At 72.6% G+C, this 18,685-nt stretch carries 16 protein-coding genes; 4 read left to right on the top strand and 12 right to left on the bottom strand.

Annotation, left to right across the window (positions count from 1 at the left end):
- Positions 1-39 precede the first annotated feature (39 nt).
- The 6 genes from IPH07_19470 to IPH07_19445 form a co-directional block, all read right to left on the bottom strand.
- Positions 40-852 carry a polysaccharide deacetylase family protein gene (locus IPH07_19470; protein MBK6919583.1) on the bottom strand — a complete coding sequence of 271 codons (813 nt, stop codon included), beginning with the start codon at positions 850-852 and terminating at the stop codon, positions 40-42.
- A gap of 64 nt (positions 853-916) precedes the next feature.
- On the bottom strand, positions 917-2,284 hold the full coding sequence (locus tag IPH07_19465) for a HAMP domain-containing histidine kinase (GenBank protein MBK6919582.1): 1,368 nt from the start codon (positions 2,282-2,284) through the stop codon (positions 917-919).
- Between the two features lie 5 nt (positions 2,285-2,289).
- A complete protein-coding gene (locus IPH07_19460) occupies positions 2,290-2,967 on the bottom strand; it encodes a response regulator transcription factor (GenBank protein ID MBK6919581.1) in 678 nt (225 codons plus the stop codon).
- A gap of 74 nt (positions 2,968-3,041) precedes the next feature.
- Entirely contained in the window at positions 3,042-6,179 is a 3,138-nt protein-coding gene (locus tag IPH07_19455) for an efflux RND transporter permease subunit (GenBank protein MBK6919580.1), read from the bottom strand.
- A 5-nt stretch (positions 6,180-6,184) separates the two neighbouring features.
- Positions 6,185-7,234: an efflux RND transporter periplasmic adaptor subunit gene (locus IPH07_19450; protein MBK6919579.1), complete on the bottom strand. Its 1,050-nt coding sequence runs from the start codon at positions 7,232-7,234 to the stop codon at positions 6,185-6,187.
- Positions 7,231-8,502: a TolC family protein gene (locus IPH07_19445; GenBank protein ID MBK6919578.1), complete on the bottom strand. Its 1,272-nt coding sequence runs from the start codon at positions 8,500-8,502 to the stop codon at positions 7,231-7,233. Before IPH07_19445 ends, IPH07_19450 begins: the two co-directional genes overlap by 4 nt.
- 105 nt (positions 8,503-8,607) lie before the next feature.
- Here IPH07_19445 and IPH07_19440 point away from each other — a divergent pair, with 105 nt between their 5' ends.
- The 3 genes from IPH07_19440 to IPH07_19430 all read left to right on the top strand — a co-directional run bounded on the left by IPH07_19440 (position 8,608) and on the right by IPH07_19430 (position 11,847).
- On the top strand, positions 8,608-9,267 hold the full coding sequence (locus IPH07_19440) for a YdeI/OmpD-associated family protein (protein ID MBK6919577.1): 660 nt from the start codon (positions 8,608-8,610) through the stop codon (positions 9,265-9,267).
- A gap of 104 nt (positions 9,268-9,371) precedes the next feature.
- On the top strand, positions 9,372-11,198 hold the full coding sequence (locus tag IPH07_19435; protein MBK6919576.1) for an amidohydrolase family protein: 1,827 nt from the start codon (positions 9,372-9,374) through the stop codon (positions 11,196-11,198).
- On the top strand, positions 11,152-11,847 hold the full coding sequence (locus tag IPH07_19430) for a TetR/AcrR family transcriptional regulator (GenBank protein MBK6919575.1): 696 nt from the start codon (positions 11,152-11,154) through the stop codon (positions 11,845-11,847). Before IPH07_19435 ends, IPH07_19430 begins: the two co-directional genes overlap by 47 nt.
- Here the strand turns inward: IPH07_19430 and IPH07_19425 are convergent.
- The 4 genes from IPH07_19425 to IPH07_19410 are packed head-to-tail and all read right to left on the bottom strand — an operon-like array spanning position 11,752 to position 16,080.
- Positions 11,752-13,077, bottom strand: coding sequence for a hypothetical protein (locus IPH07_19425; protein ID MBK6919574.1), 1,326 nt, complete (start codon positions 13,075-13,077; stop codon positions 11,752-11,754). The two genes, IPH07_19430 and IPH07_19425, sit on opposite strands and share 96 nt — an antisense overlap.
- A 53-nt stretch (positions 13,078-13,130) precedes the next feature.
- Positions 13,131-14,024, bottom strand: coding sequence for a transcriptional regulator (locus IPH07_19420; protein MBK6919573.1), 894 nt, complete (start codon positions 14,022-14,024; stop codon positions 13,131-13,133).
- A gap of 31 nt (positions 14,025-14,055) precedes the next feature.
- The gene (locus IPH07_19415; protein MBK6919572.1) at positions 14,056-14,889 is read right to left on the bottom strand and encodes a cyanophycinase; all 834 of its coding nucleotides are present in this window, start codon (positions 14,887-14,889) and stop codon (positions 14,056-14,058) included.
- Positions 14,890-14,910: 21 nt separating this feature from the next.
- Positions 14,911-16,080, bottom strand: coding sequence for a beta-aspartyl-peptidase (locus IPH07_19410; protein ID MBK6919571.1), 1,170 nt, complete (start codon positions 16,078-16,080; stop codon positions 14,911-14,913).
- A 205-nt stretch (positions 16,081-16,285) separates the two neighbouring features.
- Here IPH07_19410 and IPH07_19405 point away from each other — a divergent pair, with 205 nt between their 5' ends.
- Positions 16,286-16,807 (top strand): GNAT family N-acetyltransferase, encoded by a 522-nt coding sequence (locus tag IPH07_19405; protein MBK6919570.1) that lies wholly within the window; start codon positions 16,286-16,288, stop codon positions 16,805-16,807.
- A 48-nt stretch (positions 16,808-16,855) separates the two neighbouring features.
- On the opposite strand, the gene IPH07_19400 is transcribed toward IPH07_19405, so the two are convergent.
- The gene (locus tag IPH07_19400) at positions 16,856-17,770 is read right to left on the bottom strand and encodes a radical SAM protein (protein MBK6919569.1); all 915 of its coding nucleotides are present in this window, start codon (positions 17,768-17,770) and stop codon (positions 16,856-16,858) included.
- Positions 17,771-17,829: 59 nt separating this feature from the next.
- The gene (locus IPH07_19395) at positions 17,830-18,633 is read right to left on the bottom strand and encodes a hypothetical protein (protein MBK6919568.1); all 804 of its coding nucleotides are present in this window, start codon (positions 18,631-18,633) and stop codon (positions 17,830-17,832) included.
- Positions 18,634-18,685 lie beyond the last annotated feature (52 nt).

The following is an 18,685-nucleotide window of genomic DNA, read 5'->3' as shown; positions in this document are numbered from 1 at the left end:
AAGGTTGTAGACCAAATGCCGCGGGCCGTCACGGGGACGTCAGTCGAGCTGCGACACCGGCACCACGCGCAGGCCCTTGCGGCGCAGGCCGGCGAGGATCTGCGGCAGTGCCCGTACGCTCGCCCACTCGCGATCGTGTAGCAGCACGATGTCGCCGGGCCGCGCCGCGTCGACCACCGTGCGGGCGATGGTGTCGGCGTCGGCCCCCGCGGAGTCGAGGCTGTCGACCGACCACAGCACCAGATCGTCGCCGCGCCCGTGGACGATCGCGACCGCGGACTCGGGGAAGCGTCCGAACGGCGGCCGCACCACGTGCGGCGTGGTGCCGGTGGCATCGGCGATGGCGTCGGCGGTGTCGTCGAGCTCGCGCTGTAGCTGCGACGGGAACAACAGCTTCCACGATCGGTGCGACCAGCCGTGGTTGCCGAGCTCGTGGCCGGCCGCGGCCACCGCGGCGGCGGCCTCGGGGTGGCGCTGCACCTGCTCGCCGAGCATGAAGAAGGTTGCGTGTGCATCGTGCTCACGCAGGATCGCGAGCACCCGTGCGGTCGAGGCCGGCCGCGGACCGTCGTCGAAGCTGAGCGCGATGCGGTCGCCCTCCCGTGCGCCGAAGTAGCGCGTGCGCGGGGCCGGCGGGTCGACGTCGTCGGACCTGGGCGTGACCGGCGGTACGATCGCGGCGTGGGCGACTGCGTGCTCGCGAAGCACGGGCGCAGGCGCGGGGCTTCGCGGCGACGGGGCGTGGCGCGACACCGGTGCGGGCCCGCGCGACGTGTCGCGTACGAACCACCCGCCGGCGGTGAGCAACGCGGTCACGCAGGCGGCGATGGTCAGCCGGCCCGGGAGCGACATGCCCCGGCACCCTCGGCTACGACCACGCGGCGGCGCAAGAAATCGGCGAACCGCGGGCTCGCGGTCAAGCGCCGTCGGGCCCGAGCTCGAGCACGAAGACGGCCCCGTTGCCGCCATCGGGGCGCTCGGCGACGAAGCAGCGGCCGCCGTGGCGGCGCGCAACCTCGGCGACGATCGCGAGCCCGAGGCCCTTGCCGCGCACCGCCCGATCGGCGCGCTCGAAGGCGTCGAAGATGCGCTCGCGCGCCTCGGCCGGCACGCCGGGGCCGTGATCGGAGACGCGGATGCGCCAGCGCGCGTCCACGTGCTCGCGTGCCCCCTCGACGCGACCATGGTCGCGCGAGAACTTGATCGCGTTGTCGAGCAGGTTGTCGAGCGCCTGTCGCAGGACCGAGCGCGCGAAGGCTGCCTCGGCATGGGGCACGTCGGCGAGCTCGATCATGATGCCGCGCTCCTCGGCCACGGCGCGCGCGGCGTCGACGGCCTCGTGCAGGAGCTCGGCGAGGTCACCCGCTGCGAGCTCGAGCGGAGCGCCGCGCAGGGCCGCCATGTCGAGCAGCCGTGTGGCCAGCTCGGTGAGTCGATCGACCTCACCACGCTGATCGGCGAGCACTTCCTCGAGCTGTGCTGCGTCGCGGTGGCGACGTAGCGCCACGTCGATGCCGGCGCGCATCGCCGTGAGCGGCGTGCGCAGCTCGTGGGCGGCATCGGCGAGCAGGCGGTCTTGCGCCTCGCGGGCCGCCGACAGCCGCAGCGTGGTGTCGGCGACCGCGTCGCGCAGGGTCTGGATCACGTCGCCGTAGGCATCGGGCGCTGGCGTCGAGCCGAGCTCGCCGGCGCGCAGTCGCTGCATGTGATCGGCGAGCGCGGTCACGCGCCGGGTCAGCTGCCGCGCCTGTGCGACCTGGATCGCCGCGAGCAGCAGCACGACCACGGCCACCGCGATCGAGGTGAACTGCCAGTAGACTCGCACCGCCCGGTCGTGGGTCTCGAGCGAGGCCGCCAGCCACAGCCCGTGGGGTAGCCCGCTGGGCGAGCGCACCTGCATCCGTAGGACGCGCCGCGGGGTGCCGTCGATGTCGGCGTCGTCGAGCTCGGCCTCACCGGTGAGCCGGTCGGGATCGAGCGAGGTGGGCACCCCGGCGCCGTCGGGATAGCGCACGATGAGTTCGCCGCGGGGACCGTACAGCGCCCCGAGCGGCGCGAACTCCCGCACGCGGGCGTCGAGCGGCGACTCGACGAGGTGCAGGTGCGGCGCGTCGGCGCGATCGAACAGCGACACCGCCTCGACCGCGGCCTGGCCCAGCAGCGCGCGGTCGATCTCGCGGTGGAGAATGCGATCGAGCGCGACGCCGCCGACCACCAGCGCCGCCAGCAGCAGCGCGGCGGGCAGCACCGCGCCCACGAGCAACAGCCGGGTTCCGAGCTGCACGCGCGTCAGCCCCCGTCGACCTGCAGGCGGAAGCCGACGCCGCGCACGGCCTTGATCGAGGTGTGCGCGGCAGCGATCCGGGCCAGCTTGCTGCGGAGGTAGCCGACGTACACGTCGAGCACGTTGGGGTCGCCGTCGTAGTTGGTGCCCCACACCGCGCCGAGCAAGTGGCTGCGCGAGAGCACATCGCCGACGTGGCCGAAGAACTCCTGACACAGCGCGTACTCCCGCGGGGTCAACGCGATCTCGGCGTCGCCCCGTACGAGTGATCGCCGGCGACCGTCGAGCTTGACGTCGCCGGCCGTGCGCAGCTCGATCTGCCCGCTGCTGCGGCGGTGCAGCGCCTCGAGGCGTGCGAGCAGCTCGGCGAAGTCGAACGGCTTGACGAGGTAGTCGTCGGCGCCGACCTTGAGGCCGGCGACCCGCTCACCGACCTGGCCGCGCGCGGTCAGCATGAGCACCGGCGTGCGCAGGCCGCCGCTCCGCCACTGACGCAGGATGTCCAGGCCGTCGATGTCGGGCAGCATCCAGTCGAGCACGATCACGTCGTAGTCGATGTCGCGGGCCTGCTGCAGCGCCGCGCGTCCGCTGGAGCACACGTCGACCTGGTGGCCCTCCTCCACCAGGCCGCGTCGCACGATCTCGGCCACGCGGGGTTCGTCCTCGACCAGCAGCAGCTTCACGGCGATGTCCTCGCGGAGGCCCGGGCCCTCGCCGGAGTCGCCGCGCGACGATGATACGCCCGACGGGGGCCCGATCACGAGGGCACCGTCGCCGCGGCTTCGGTGTCCGCGGGGTCCGGGTGAGCGCCGTGGCCGAACCACCGCGCGCCCAGCTGGTACAGCGCCGGCAACACCACCAGCGTGAGCAACGTCGACGTCACCAGTCCGCCGACCACCACGGTCGCGAGCGGACGCTGGACCTCCGCGCCCACGCCGGTCGCGACGGCCATCGGGATGAAGCCGAGCGCCGCCACCAACGCGGTCATCACCACCGGTCGCACGCGCTGCCGCGCGGCCGTGATCGCGGCCGCGCCCGCGGCCATGCTCTCGCGCTGCAGCTGGCGGATACCCGAGAGCAGCACCACGCCGTTGAGCACCGCGATGCCCGACAGCGCGATGAAGCCGACCGCCGCGGAGATCGACATCGGCATGCCCCGGCTCGCGAGTGCCAGCACGCCCCCGACCCCGGCGAACGGCACGTTGAGGAAGATGAGCAGCGCAGGTCCGAACGCGCGGAACAACGCGACCAACACGATGACGATGCCGACCATCACGATCGGCACGACCACGGCCATGCGCGCCTTGGCCTCCTCGAGCGTCTCGAATTGCCCGCCATACCGCACCCGCTGCCCGCGCGGCACCACCTCGGCCGCCTCGATCGCCGCGCGGGCGTCGGTGACCACGTCGCCGAGACTGCGTCCGCGCACGTTGAAGCCGACGATCACGCGACGCTGCGCCTCGTGGCGGTTGACGAGCGCCGGCGTCGGCGACATCTCGACGTCGGCGATGCGCGACAGCGGCACCAAGCTGCCGGTCGCGGTCACCACCTGCGTGGACGCGAGGGTCGCGGCGGTCGCGTCGGTGCCCAGGCGCAGGCGGATCGGTACCTGCACCGGGCCGTCCCACGTGGTGCCCACCGGCACGCCGGCCCGCACCGCGCGGACCATGTCGAGCACCGCCGTCGCGTCGATGCCGAGCTGCGCGGCGTCGAGCAGGCGTGGCCGCACATCGAGCACCGGCACCGACGGCGGCGCCATGATGCGGGCGTCGTGGGCACCGTCGACCTCGCCGACGATGCTGCGGACCCGCTCGGCGGTGTGCTGGAGCTCGGTCAGATCCTCGCCGTAGATCTCGACGGTGACGTCGGTGACCGCGCCGCCGAGCAGCTCGTTGAAGCGCATCTGGATCGGCTGGGTGAAGCCCGGCGACGACCCCGGGGCCTCGCGCGCGATGGCGGCTTCGATCTGGGCGATGAGGGTGTCTTTGTCGAGGCCGGGGCGCCAGCGCTCGCGCGGCGCCAGCTGGACGAACACGTCGGCCATCTCGAGGCCCATGATGTCGGTGGCGACCGCCGGGCTGCCGATGCGCGAGACTACACCCTCGACCTCGGGCGCTGCGGCGCGCACGACCTGCTCGAGGTGGGTGGCATCGGCGATCGAGCGCTCGAGCGAGATGTCGGGGCTGCGGGTGGTCTGGATCACGAGGTCGCCCTCGTCGAGCTGCGGCACGAAGGCCGAGCCCAGTCGCACGTAGGTCAGCACGCCGACGACCAGCAACGCGGCGGCCGGGACGACGATGAGCAGCGGCGCGCCGGCGGCCAGTCGGAGCACCGGTGCGTACATCCGCTGGATCATGCGCACGAGGAACGGATCGCGAACCGGCACGTGGCGCGGTCGCAGCCACGCGGCCGACACCGCCGGCACCCACACGATCGCCAGCACCAACGCGGTCAGCAGGGCGAACACCACCGTGAGCGCCATCGGCCGGAACATCTTGCCGTCGACGCCCGCCAACGAGAGGATCGGCACGTAGACCAGCACGATCACCGCGACCGAGAAGGTCATCGGCGCGGCCACCTGGCCCATCGCGGAGGCGATCGTGGCACGACGCAGGGTGGGCTCGTCGCGGTCCCGGATCGACGGCAGTTCGTGGAACGCACGCTCGACCATCACCACCGCGCCGTCGACCAGCAGCCCGAAGTCGATCGCGCCCAGACTCATGAGGTTGCCCGGCACGCCGAACGCGACCATCGCCGCGACCGCGCCCAGCATCGACAGCGGGATCACCGACGCCACCACGATGCCCGCGCGCAACGACCCCAGCAGGGCGACCAGCACGACGATGACCAGCACCGCACCCTCGGCGAGGTTCTTGCCCACGGTCTGCAGGGTCGCGAGCACCAGGTCGCTGCGGTCGTAGACGACCTCGATGGCGACGTCGGCGGGCAGCAGCGGCACCAGCTGGTCCATGCGCTCGTGGACGCGGCCGACCACCTCGAGCGCGTTGGCGTGCAGCGCCATCTGCAGCATCACGTAGACCAGCTCGCCGCCGCCGTTGCCCGTCGCCGCGCCGATGCGCGGGAGGTCGCCCCACACCACGTCGGCGACGTCGGCCACGCGGATGATCCGCTCGTGGCCCTCGGGGTCGCCGTGGCGCACGATCGCGGCGCCGAGATCGACGGGCCCCTGCGGCCACACCACGCCGCGCAGCAGCGCCTGCCCGCCGCCGGCGGGGATCGAGGCGCCGGCCGCAGCCCCGGTGGCGCGCTCGAGCGCGAGCTGTAGCTCGGCCAAGGTCACGCGGTTCTTGGCCAGCTTGCGGGCGTCGGCGCGGACCTCGAGCGAACGTCGGCGACCACCCCACGTGTTGGCCTCGACGATGCCTTCGACCCCACGCATCATCGGTGCGACGCGCAGCTCGGCCAGCTCGAGCAGCTCGGCCTGCGATCGCTCGGGTGAGGACAACGAGATGTGGAACACCTCGCCGAGCCCGCCGGTGAAGGGGCCCAGCTGCGGCGGATCGACGCCCTCGGGCAGCTCGCCGGCGAGGTTGCCGATGCGCTCCTGGACCTGCTGTCGCGAGCGCCAGGGATCGACGTCGTCGTCGAAGACCACGGTGACCGACGAGATGCCAAAGCGCGACAGGCTCCGCTGCTCGACCACGCCTGACAGCCCACCGATCGCGATCTCGACGCGGCGCGTCACCAGGCGCTCGACCTCCTCCGGCGTGAGGCCGGGGGCGCTCGTGAGCACGATGACCTGGTTGCTGGTGATGTCGGGCAGCGCATCGAGCTGCAGGCGACGCACGCCGACGGCGGCCACCGCCGCCAGCATCAACACCACCACGATCACCGCGACGCGGTGACCGATCGCGCCGTGAACGATGCGTGCGATCGCGTTCACTCGTCCTCCACGGGTGTGATCCAGGCTGCGCCGTCGCCGGCGACCTGCTCACCGAGCGCGAGCTCGCCGCGCACCAGCGCCGAGCTGCCCGATCGACCCACGACCTCGACCGGGACCGGTCGCACGCCCTCGCCGTCGCGGGCGAACACCACCATTCGCCCGTCCTGCCATGCGATCGCGCGCTCGGGCACCTGCAGCGCGCCGCCTTGCACCGCGTGGATCAGCACGTGTCCGCGCACGCCGTGGGGCAGCGGCGTGCGCGTGGCCGGATCGAACCATAGCCGGAGGCTGCCGTCGCTCGGATCGACGACTTGCGCCACCGGGGTCGCGGCGAGCTCGACCTCGCGACCGTCGGGCATCGCGAACTTCAGCGACGCACCGGGGGGCAGTGGTTGCGTCGCGTGGACCTCGATGCGCGCGTCGGAGTCGCGGGCCAGCGAGATCAGCGGGCCGGTGGCGGCGTCGTGCATCTCGCCGACCACGGCCTCGATGCCGGTGACCGTGCCGTCGGCCGGCGCGCGCAGGCGCAACACCCCACGCTCGTAGACCGCTCCGCGCTCGCCGATGCCCGCACCCGTGACGATGGCCTGGGCCTCGCGGCGCTGCGCCTCGAGCTCGGCCAGGGTCGCGCGCAGATCGAACAGCTCTCGCCCGCCGACCAGCCCCTCACCGCGCAGCGCGTCGAGCTGATCGATGCGCTTGCGCTGGAGCTCGATGCGCTCGGCGGCCGAGGCCGCGGTGGCCTGCGCGCGCACCAGTTCGGGCACCAACACGTCGACCAACACGTCGCCGGCGTGGACCGAATCGCCCACGCGCACGCGAATCGCCGTCACCTTGCTGGGATACGTCACAGAGATCTGCGAGCGCGAGCTCGCGTCACCGACGACCTCCGCGGCGAGCTCGGTGAGGCTGGGATCGCTGGGTGCGACCACCGCGACCCACGGGCTGCGCGCCGAGCTCTCGTGGGCGGTGTCTGCCGTCGGCGGTGGCGTCCATGGCTGGGTGCAGCCGCCGAGCAGGCTTGCGAGCGCGAGGCGGCGGATCATCGCGGCGCCTCCAGCTCGGCCAGCAGCAACCACGTCTGCAGTCGCGCCCACGTCTGCGCGCCCTCGGCCGCCACCAGGGCGTTCTCGGCCGCGAGCACGCGACGTCGTGCCGAGAACAGCTCGAACACCGTGCCTTCGCCGACGTCGCGGGCCTTCTCGTGGGCGGTGGCGGCCGCCCGCAGCTCGGGCAGCAGCGCGCCACCCAGGTTCTCGACCACCACCTGCGTGTGGTGCAGATCGTGGAGCGTGGTCGCCAGTCGCGAGGACAGCGCGCGCTGGGTGTCGGCGGCTTCGGCCTCGAGGCGATGGACCTCGCTCATGATCTCGCCGTGCTGTCGCACGCCCGCGCCGCGGGTCGGCACCGACAGCGCGACGATGCCGTAGGCGAGGAATCCGTCGCGCTCGTCGCGATCGATCTGGCCGCCGAGCGTCAGCTGACTGCCACGGTACTGCGCGCGGCTCTCGACCGCGTAGGCGCGCTTGGCCACCGCGGCGAGCCGGAGCGCCTGGACCTCGGGGAGCTCGCCGACGTCGGCGAATCGCCGGGCGATCTCGGCCTCGTCGGGTAGTCGCGGATCGGGCGTAGCGCCGTCGGCGACGAGCGGCCGCCACGGGTCCTCGCCGACGTCGCGCGCCAGCTGCAGTCCGAGATCGTGGACGCGGCCCTCGAGCTCGAGGTGACGCGAGCGCACCTCGGCCGCGTACGCGCGGGCCTCGGCGACGTCGGGGGCGAGGATCAGCTCCGCGCGGAGCGCAGCCTCGGCCCGCGCGACCCACTCGATCGCGACGTCACCCTCGTGGCGGGCCAGCTCGAGCTCGCGCTGCGCGGTGTGCAGATCGATCCACGTGCGCGCTGCCTCGAGGCGGTGGGCGAGCTGGCGAGCGCTCAGCTCCGACGCCATCGCCGTGCGCTCCGCCTTCGCGGCCTTGCGGCGCGCGCTACCGAGGCGACCGAGGCTCCACGTCTGGGTGATCATCGCCTGCGGCGTGAACGCTTGGGCTTCGCGGGGGAGCAGCCGCACACCGGGCTGCAGCCAGATCTGCGGCTGCGCGATGGTGCCGGAGATCCGGCGATCGCCGAGCTCTCGCTCGCGCACCGCCTGCGCGCGGATCTTCGTCGACGGCAGCTGCTCGCTGAGCCCGATCGCCTCGTCGAAGGAGAGCGCGCGGCCGCTGCGATCGAAGTGGGCGCCGTCGTCGGGCGGTGGCACCGGCCCCGGGGCGGGAGCGGCGAGCACGAGGGCGAGCACCAGGGACGTGGCGGACACGGGGTGGTTGTAGCAAGGTGGTCGAGCGCAGCCTTTAGAGCAGCCTGAGAAGACTCTTAGGTTCGCGTGCGTGGACTGCGTTCGCTACCATCTGCGCACCTGGGCATGGCCACGCCACGATCTCGCTCCGCGACCCGCAAGGCCGCCGAACCCACCGCCAACGCCGGCAAGCCGGCAGAACCCGTCGAGAGCTTCACCGATGCGGCGGCGTTCGATCGCTGGCTGGCGGCCCACCACGGCACCAGTGGGCCGATCCTCCTCAAGCTCGGGAAGGGCGGTCATCCACCGCACCTCACGTACGCCGAGGCGCTCGACGTCGCGCTGGCGTGGGGGTGGATCGACAGCCAGAAGCGTGCGCTCGACGACACTGCGTGGCTGCAGCGCTTCGGACCGCGGCGCGCGGGTGGACCGTGGTCGAAGATCAACGTCGCCAAGGCGCAGGCGCTGATCGACTCCGGCCGCATGCGTCCGCCTGGGCTCGCGCAGGTGCAGCGCGCCCAGGCCGATGGTCGCTGGCACGCCGCGTACGACTCACCGAAGGCGGCGCGCGTGCCTGACGATCTGCAGGCGGCGCTGGCGAAGAGCGCGAAGGCGGCGCGCCTGTTCGCGACGTTGGATGGCACCAACCGCTTCGCGATCCTGCATCGGGTGCAGACCGCGAAGCGACCCGAGACCCGCACGCGACGCATCGCGCAGTTCGTCGAGATGCTCGCGCGCGGGGACGTGCCGTACCCCGACCGGCTGCCCGCCAAGTCCCGCCGATAGGCCGCGAACGCAGGTTTGCGGCGGTCGTGCCCACGCCGGGTTGGCAGGCCAAGTTAGATAGCGTTCACTATCTAAGTTCGGACCGCCGCCGGAGGACAGCCGCGATGCAGACGCTCATTCGCAACGGACTCTTCTTCGACGGCACCGGTGCGCCGGGGTGCGTGCGCGACGTGTTGGTGACCGACGGCGTCGTCGCGAGCGAGCAGGAGGCGGCCGCCGTCGATCCGCGCGCGGTCGATCGCGTGATCGAGGCCGACGGCCGCTGGGTGATGCCGGGCTTCATCGACATGCACACCCACTACGACGCCGAGCTGCTGGCGGCGCCGGGCCTGCACGAGTCGGTGCGTCACGGCGTGACGACGGTGTTCGTCGGCTCGTGCTCGCTCAGCACGATCCTCTCGTCGCCCGAGGACTGCGCCGACTTCTTCACGCGCGTCGAGGCGCTGCCGCGCGAGCAGGTGCTGCCGGCGCTCACGCGCCACAAGACCTGGTCGACCCCGGCCGGCTACATCGAGGGGCTCGAGCAGCGACCGCTCGGGCCCAACATCGCGTGCTACCTGGGCCACTCCGATCTGCGCACCTCGGTGATGGGCCTGTCGCGCGCCGTCGACCCCGACGAGCGCCCCACCGCCGACGAGCAGGCCCGCATGGAGGCGATCCTCGAGGAGGCGCTCGATGCCGGCTACCTGGGCCTGTCGACCATGACCAACCCGTGGGACAAGGTCGGTGGTGAGCGTCATCGCTCGGCGCGACTGCCATCGACCTACGCCACCTGGGGCGAGTACCGCCGCTTCCATGCGATCCTGCGCCGCCGCGATCGCGTGCTGCAGAGCGCACCCAACATCACCACCAAGGTGAACGTGCTGCTGTTCCTCGCCGCCAGCGGCGGCTGGGGCGTCCGCAAGCCGCTCAAGACCACGCTCATCAGCGCCGCCGACACCAAGGCCAATCCCAGCCTCAGCGACGCGATCACGGCGCTGGTGTCGTTCACCAACCGTTCGGCCGGCACCGAGTTCCGCTGGCAGACGGTGCCGATGCCGTTCGAGGTCTACGCCGATGGCATGGACCTGGTGGTGTTCGAAGAGTTCGCCGCCGGCGAGGCCGCGCTGCACCTGGCCGACGAGCTCGCGCGCAACGAGCTACTGCGCGACGAGGCCTACCGTCGCAGCTTTCGCAAGGACTACGACCGGCGCTTCTCGCCGCGGGTGTGGCACCGCAACTTCTACGACGCGGAGATCGTCGGCGCCCCCGAGGCAGCGCTCGTCGGCCGCACCTTCGGCGCGATCGCGGACGAGCGCGGCATCCACCCGGTCGACGCGTTCCTCGACCTCGTGGTCGCCCACGGCGCGCGGCTGCGCTGGCGCACGACGATCGCCAACCACCGTCCGCGCAAGCTGGTCGAGCTCGCCAGCCACGACAGCGTGCAGATCGGCTTCTCCGACGCCGGCGCCCACGTGCGCAACATGGCGTTCTACAACTTCGCGCTCTACTACCTGCGAGAGATCCGCGATGCCGCCGCGCAAGGCCGCCCGGTGGTGCCGCTCGAGCATGCCGTGCACAAGCTCACCGGTGAGCTCGCGCAGTGGTACGGCATCGATGCCGGTCGCCTGCAGCCCGGCGACCGCGCCGACCTCGTGATCATCGACCCGGCCGGGCTCGACGCATCGCTGGCCGACTACCACGAGGCCCCGATGACGATGATGGGCGGGCTCTCGCGCATGGTCCGGCGCAACGACGGTGCGGTCACGGCCACGATGATCGGCGGCGAGGTGGTCTACGAGGACGGTCGCTTCGCGCCGGGCTTCGGCACCACGCGCCGTCACGGCTCGTTCCTGCGGGTCGGCGTGGCCACGCCCGCGGTGCGGGTGCAACCGGAGCACGAGCATGCCGAGCGCGCCTTCGAGCCGTCGTACACAAGCCGCGCGTCGTGAGTCGACCTGCAGCCGCCTGCTGGCGGCGACCATCGAGTGCCTGGCCGAGCTGGGCTACGCGGGCAGCTCGGTCGCGGCGATCTGCGAGCGCGCCGGCGTCTCACAGGGTGCGTTGTTCCGCCACTACCCGACGCGTCGCGACGTCATCGTCGCGGCCGCCGACGCCATCGGGCAGCGCCACCTCGACGCGTTCGCGGACGCCGAGCTCGATCCGCGGGTCGAGGGCTTCCGGCCCTTCGTCGAGCTCATCCGCGGCATCTGCCGCACCCCGCTGCACGCGGCATGGCGCGAGATCATGATCGCCGCGCGCACCGATCCCGAGCTGCGGCGCGCGGCCTCGTCCGGGCTCGGACACTTCGAGGCGGCGATCGTCGCGCTGTGCGGACGCTCGCTCGGCCTCGAGCCCGCGGCCGCGGGCGCTGCCGCGGTGGTGCTGCTGTCGGTCATGCACATGTTCGACAGCGAGGCGGTCACCGTGGTCGTCTACGGCAACCAGGCCATCGAGGCGGCGCGGGTGGAGTGGGCCGCGCGGATGCTCGAGCGCGAGCTCGCCTCAGACCGGCACGGTGCAGAAGCCGAGCAGGCAGGCCATCGTGTCCGGACACGTCGTGGTGTCGTCGCACGCGAGCACGCAGTGCGTCGGCGCTAGCTCGCACAGGCCGCCGGCGCATGACTCACCGCCCGAGCACTCGCCGTCGCCGCTGCAGGGGTCGTAGGTCGAGTCGGGATTGAACGCGCACACCGGCACCGCATCGCCGGTGGCCCCGTCGGGGCAGACGCCGCTGCCGTCGCAGGGCGGCGCGCAGACGTTGTTTTCGATGTCCGTGTCGATGCCGATGCCGACGCTGCCGCTCGGGCAGCCGTCGCCGATCGCGGGATAGTTGGGATCGCCGTCGGGGCTGCCGGCGTCGGAGCTGCCCTGCGAGGCCTCGCCCGCGTCGGTCGTGCCGGTCTCACCGCCGCCGCTGGTGTCGAGCCCACCGCTGGCGTCGGTGCCGGTGGCGTTGGTGGTGCTCGCGGTGCTCGCGGTGCTCGTGTTGCCGCCGCTGCCGTCGCCGCCGCCGGTGTCGGCGTCGGTGCCCGCGCCGACACCGTTGCAGGGCCCGGCCGCGTCGGTGGCCTCGCCGCTCGGCAGGGTGAGCGTGCCCAGGTCGACGGCGTGATCACTGGCCGGGATCGGCACCTGGAAGGCGAACGGGCCGAAGCTCTGTGTGCCGACGATCGGGACCTCGATCTCGACGGTGGCGGCCGCGTCGATGGTGCCGCTGGTGTTCAGCGAGCCGGTGTACTGCGCGAGCCCGCCCGCCGCGGTCGCACACACGCCGGTGAACACCGTCGACAGCTCGCCGCCCTCGATGGCGAGCACCAGCGAGGCACCCGGCACGGAGGGGATCGGCACCCGGCCCAGCTCTGCGGCCGGGAGGGTCGCCGTGGCCGGCACCGCGGTGTCGATTGCGAACGGCTCGAAGCCCTGCATGACGGGATCGATGGCGTAGGCGAAGGTCTCGACCACGCCTTCGTACTCGATGCCCATCGTGTCGATGCGCGCGCTGACCTCGAGCGCGAGCGCGCCCTCGACCGCGAGCGTGCCGCTGCCTGCGACGGGCATCAGCGCGTCACCGTCGGCGGTGGCCTGGGCGTGCACGGTGACGCCACCGCTGGCGGTCGCGGTGGCGCGGATCGACACCGGGCTGCCTTCGGGCAACCATCCGCTGTCGTAGTCGAAGCCCGGGAGGAAGTCCTGCTGACCGTCGAACGCCAACAGCGCGGAGCCGCCTCCGCCGTCGCCCCCGCCGCATGCCAGGGGGCCGAGCGCCAGCGCGAGCGCGAGCGGGAGGGAGCGACGCAGGGCGGGGGACGAAGCGACGAACATGCGCATGCGGAGCAGGAGGCGGGAGCTCGCCCCAAGTCGCACGCGATCGCGAAAAAAATCTACTGGGCGCTTGGCGCCAGGCCGCGGGCGATGCTGGCGTCGAGCTGGCTACGCAACAGCCGCAGCACGCTGTCGAGCTCGTGTTCGGCGAGCGCAAGGGTCGCCCGCAGCTCGCTGCGCGTGTCGTCGTGCAGCTGCTCGCGGATGCGGACCAGCCATCGCGCCGCGGTCGCTCGGTGTACGCGGTAGATCGCGCCGATGTCGTCGATCGCGAGCTCTTCGAGCAGGTGGTAGCGCAGCACGTTGCGGTCTCGGGGCGGCAAGCGGGCGAGCGCGCGGCCGAAGGCCTCGCGGAAGCCCGCGCGGTAGGTCGCGAGCATCGCCGCGAGCTCCGGGTCTGGCCCCGGCGACATCAGGTGTTCGAGCTCGTCGTCGTCACCAGCGTCGGCGGCGGCTCCACGTCGCTGCGATCGCAGCGCCTCGCGGACCAGTGCGACCTTCAGCCAGCTGCGCAGATCGCCGTGGCCACGGAACGCGAGGATCCGCGGCGGCCGCTCGCGCTCGTGCACCAGCAGCCGGGCGCGGTGCTGCTGCAGCAGCTCGTCGATGGCGCCGGCGTCGAGGCCCACGCGGGCGAGCGTGGGGCGCAGCGAGGCCAGCAGGGCGTCGAGCTGGTCGAGCGCTGCGCGCTGACCCTTGGCGCACGCGCAGGCCAGCCATAGATCGCCGAGGTTGATCCGTGCGATCGCAGCGATCGCGGCCGCCACGTCGTCGTGGTCGCCGACGCTGGCGCCGAGTGCCGCGGCGAAGTCCTCGGGCTCGGTCACCACGCCCGCCCGCGCGGCGGCGGCCCGCGCCGTCGCCTCCGCGAGCGCCGATGCGTCCCCGGGACTCGCGCCGGACAGGCCCGCAGCGGTCACGAACGCGGCGATGGCAGGAGAATCGCGGGGCACGCTCGCGAACACGATAGCAGATGCGGCGCGCCTACTCCGAGCTGCGTGGCGGTGTCGCGGTGCGCGTGCGCAGGTCGAACTTGCCGCCGGGCGTGAGCACATGGAGCTTCACGTTGGTCAGGCAGATGGCGTCGCCGGAGCTCGCGAAGCCCATCGACGAGTGCTCCAGCGACGATGCATCCACGACCGTGATGGCGCCGGCGCCGACCACCTCGACGACATCGTCGGCGTCGATGAAGGCCGCGGTGTCCTCGTCGAGCCCGAGGCCGACCGCGAAGGGGTTGTAGGCCAGCGCCGCCAGCAACCGCCCCAGGCGGTCGCGCTGTCGGAAGTGTTGATCGATGATGACGCGGTTGGTGAGGCCGAAGCCCGGCGCCAACGAGACCAGCCCCGCGCGCGGGGTCGCGCCGCTCTCGCCGAACGCGATCATGTGCTCGGAGAGGATCGCGGCCCCGGCCGAGGTGCCGCCGACGATCACGCCGCGGGCGTTGAGCGCCCGGATCTGTCGCGCCACCTTGGTGCCGCCGAGGATGGTCGAGATGCGCAGCTGATTGCCGCCGGTGAGGAACACGCCGGTGGCCTTGGCGAGCTGCTGGTTCCAGTCCTCTCGATCGGCGTCGCGGCGCTCGTCGAAGGCGAGCACGTCCACCGCCCCCGCACCGAGCTCACTGAAGATGCCCTCGTACCTGGCCCCGGTGTCGCTCTGACGCGACGCGGTGGGGATGACCGCGATGCGGGCCTCGTCGCCGCCGGCGAGCTCGACGAAACGGCGCAGGATCACTGCGTCGTGTTGCTTGTCCTCGGCACCACCGACCGGGACGATGAAGCCGCGGTCAGTGCTGGGATCGACCTTTGCTGGACACATGGGAGTTGCTGACGTCGGGTGCTAGGCGGTTTCGAACGGGCCGGTGTGGATGGGCTGCCGATCGCGGAGCCACACGCGGCCACGCGCCACGACCGTGTGCAGGGTGCCATCGTCGTCGAGCGCGAGCAGGTCGGCGCAGCCGCCGACGCCGATGTGCCCGCGATCGAGTCGCAAGAGCCGGGCGACGTTGCGCGTGAAGGGGCCGAGCGCCGCGGCCGTGGACAGGCCCAGCGCGAGCGTGCGCTGCAGCGCGGTGAGCAGCGCCCCTGGTCGGCCCACGCCCATCGCGGTCATGCGGCCGTCGGCGTCGAAGGTCGGCATGCAGCCGCCGCCATCGGACGAGCAGGTGATGCGGTCGATCGAGACCCCAGCGTCGAGGCAGTCGGCGATTGCCTCGTGGGCTGCGATCGCGCCGCCCAGGTCTTCGTCGGGGAACGCGGTGATGTCGATGGTGCAGCCGTGCTCGCGTGCGAGCGCCTGCGCCTCGCGCAGCAACGCGGGATTGCGATTGACGTGGGTGGGATGGAACATCGAGGCCGGTAGCTCCGAGCCGTCGATCGCACGTCGGACCAGGTCCAGGCCGCGCACGCCGTCGCCCATGTGCAGGTGCAGCACGCCGGCCTTGCCCGCCATCATGCCGCCGACGTGCACGTCGGCCGCGATGCGCAGGAACTCGTCGAGGGTCGGCTGCGACGAGCGGTGATCCGACAGCGCGAGCTCGCCGACGCCGATCACGGGATCGATCCACACCAAGTCGCCGCGCACCGAGCCGGTGAGTGTCGGCGGCGGTACGGTGTAGCTGCCCGAGTAGCACCACGCCGACAGGCCCTCGGCGCGCAGGGCCAGGGTACGCGCGACCAGCTCGGCGACGGTGCGCGTGGTCGAGTCGGTGCCGAGCACTCCGACGCAGCTGGTGATGCCGCTGTGGGCGAGCATGCCGGCCGACAGTGGTGGCACGCGCGTGTGCGGCCCGGCCTCGCCGCCACCGCCGGTCACGTGCACGTGCGCATCGACGATGCCCGGGATCACGCGGCGACCCTCGAGCGCGAGCGTGGTGCAGCCGCCGAACGCCTCCGGAAGCTCGGGCAGCGCGGCGCCGATCGCAAGCACGCGCGTGCCTGCGATCAGCACGTCGACGCGACCGGCCGGCTCCGGTGTCCACAGCTCGACGTCGTGCAGGCGCAGGAACATCGTTCGCGCGGAGGATAGCGCACGCGGTGCGCAGCGGGGCCGGGCAAATGCGGCCCGGCCGCAAGCGCAGCGACAGATCGCGGCTTTCGCCGCCGTTCCAAGCCGCCACGGACGGTGCGGCGGCAACCGTCGCCGGACGCCGGTCCGAGCCGCCTCGCGCGCGTCGCTGCTCCCGGGGTCGCGGGTGCGCTGCTACGATCCCGGCATGTCGACGGCGCCGCTCGGACCCGGTGCGTGTCTGCGCCCGTTTCGATCGGGCGACGCCGACGCGCTCGTGGCGGTCGCCAACGATCGCGAGGTGTGGCGCAACCTTCGCGATGGCTTCCCGCATCCTTACGCGCGCGGCGATGCCGAGCGTTGGATCGCCTACAACGAAGCGATCGATCCGCCGCTGAACTTCGCGATCCTCTGCGACGACCGTGTCGTCGGCGGGGTCGGGCTGGTGCCGGGCGTCGACGTGCACTGCCACAGCGCGGAGATCGGCTACTGGCTCGGTCGTCACTACTGGGGGCGCGGGCTCGCCACCGCCGCGGTGCGTGCGACCGTCGAGTACGCGTTCGCTCGGCTCGCACTGGTGCGCCTGCACGCGGGCGTGTTCGCGTGGAACCCCGCGTCGGCGCGCGTGCTGGAGAAGGCGGGCTTCGTCCGCGAGGGCACCATGCGCAAGTGGGCCTTGAAGGACGGTCACTACGTCGACGCGTGGGCCTACGGGCTCGTTCGGGAGTAGTCGCCAGCGCGACCGGCTGGCCTCGACGCACGCGCGCCGCGGGGCGGGCTACGCCGGGACTGCGTGGAACTCGGCGTCGCCGTAGCGCGCCAGGTAGTCGGCGCGCACGCCCGGGCACTGCGAGGCGAAGCGGCAGCCGCTGCACGCCGCCACCTGCTGCGACCCCGTGATCTTGCTGCGCCGCAGATCGAACACCGCGTCGGGGCTGACCACCCGCACGCCCTGTGCCGCCGGATCCCACGCGTGGGGGTGATCCTCGCCCAGCACACAGCGCGGCAGGTGCAGCGATCGCACCGACATGCCGTGCGCGCGCGCCCACGCCAGGCCTTCGTGCACCGCCGGCATCACCTCGGTCATGCGCGGCATGGACGCGAGGTTGTCGCGGTTGCCGTCGCTCAGCGAGACGAACCACAGATCGGCCGCACGCACGCCGAGCGCGTGCAGCCACTGCAACGCCGCGGGCAGCCGCGCGAACGTGCTGCGCTGCAGGATCACGTCGGCGCTGGCGTCCACGCCGGCCGCGACCAGCGCCCGCAGGCCCGCGACCATCGCCCCATGGGTGCCGGCGCGGCGCACGAGGCTCTCGTAGGCGGCGGGTTCGTGGGTGTGGATCGACACCGACACGCGATCGACCCCCGCGGCCCGCAGCCGCGCGAGGTTGTCACCGGCGCCGAGCAGCAGTCCGTTGGTCTGCAGCTTGATGTCGTCGAAGCCCAGCGCGCGGGCGTGCCGGACCAGCGCGAGCAGGTCGCGGCGCAGGGTCGGCTCGCCGCCGGTGAACGAGACCCGCGAGATGCCCTCGCTGCGCGCGCGGACCAGCTCGGCGACCACCGCGGCGGTCGGCAGCGCGCGGCGCCGCATGGCCTCGGTGATGGTGCAGTAGTCGCACGCGAGGTTGCAGTCGTAGCCGAGGATGACGTCGAGCAACGTGACTGCGAACGTGTCGTCCGTCGTGGTCGCCATCGTCGACGATTGCACCCCAGCGGCGGTGCGCTTGTAAAGGCCGCCCGAGCAGCGCTGCTTCAGCCCGACGCGGCCTCGCACACCGCCATCACCGTCGGCAGCTGCGCAGCGGCGTGATCGACCCAGTCCTCGCCGGCGACAGCAACCGTGCCGCTCTCGCCGGCGTGCTCGCCGATGATGAACGTCGCGTCGAGTGCGATGCCGGCGTCGGCGTAGGCGTCGATGTCCGAGGTGGCGTTGCCGTAGGCGTAGTCGAAGCGCCAGCCCTGGGCCTGGAACATCGCCAGCTGCTCGGCCTTGAACGTGCGCGCGCCCTCGCCGACCACGAGGTTGGGCGCCAGCACCAAGGTGGTGGTGGTGGTGTCGTTGGGGAAGCCGTGCTCGTCGAGCCAGCGCGCGGTGGCCTCCTCGGCGGTCTCGTTGGTGCCGGCGACCACCAGGGTCTGGGAGCGCGCGGTCAGGTAGAGCACACGGTAGCCGAGCTCGGCGTAGCCGGTGACGAGCTCGGCGGCGCCCTCGCGCTCGAGCGGATCGTAGCTGCCGTCCGACAGCTGCATGAGGAACTCTTCGTCGGAAACCGTCAGCGTCTCGTCGATGTCGGTCACGATCGCAGGGAACTCGTCGGTGCACGCGCCGCCGGGCCCGCTGCTGCCGCTCTCGTCCGGCATCGAGGTCGAACCGTCGACGCCGCCGCTGCTGCCACCGCCGCTGCTGCCACCGCTGCTGCTGCCGCCGGCCGAGGAGCCGTCGCTCGAGCCCGCGCTGGCGTCACCGGACGATCCACCGCCGTCGCCGTCGGACGAGCACGCGACGAGGGCCAGGGACGAGCACAGGGCGAGGGCGCGAAGCCAAGGCGTGGGCATGGCCAAAGCCATACCGCATGGGGGTGCCGCGGTGCCAGTGCGCGGTCGCGGT

It is taken from the genome of Deltaproteobacteria bacterium, from assembly GCA_016709225.1.
In the GTDB taxonomy this organism is placed as follows: Bacteria; Myxococcota_A; Polyangia; order Nannocystales; family Nannocystaceae; genus Xiheibacterium; species Xiheibacterium phototrophicum.
This window is presented reverse-complemented; position numbering and strand designations above follow the sequence as displayed.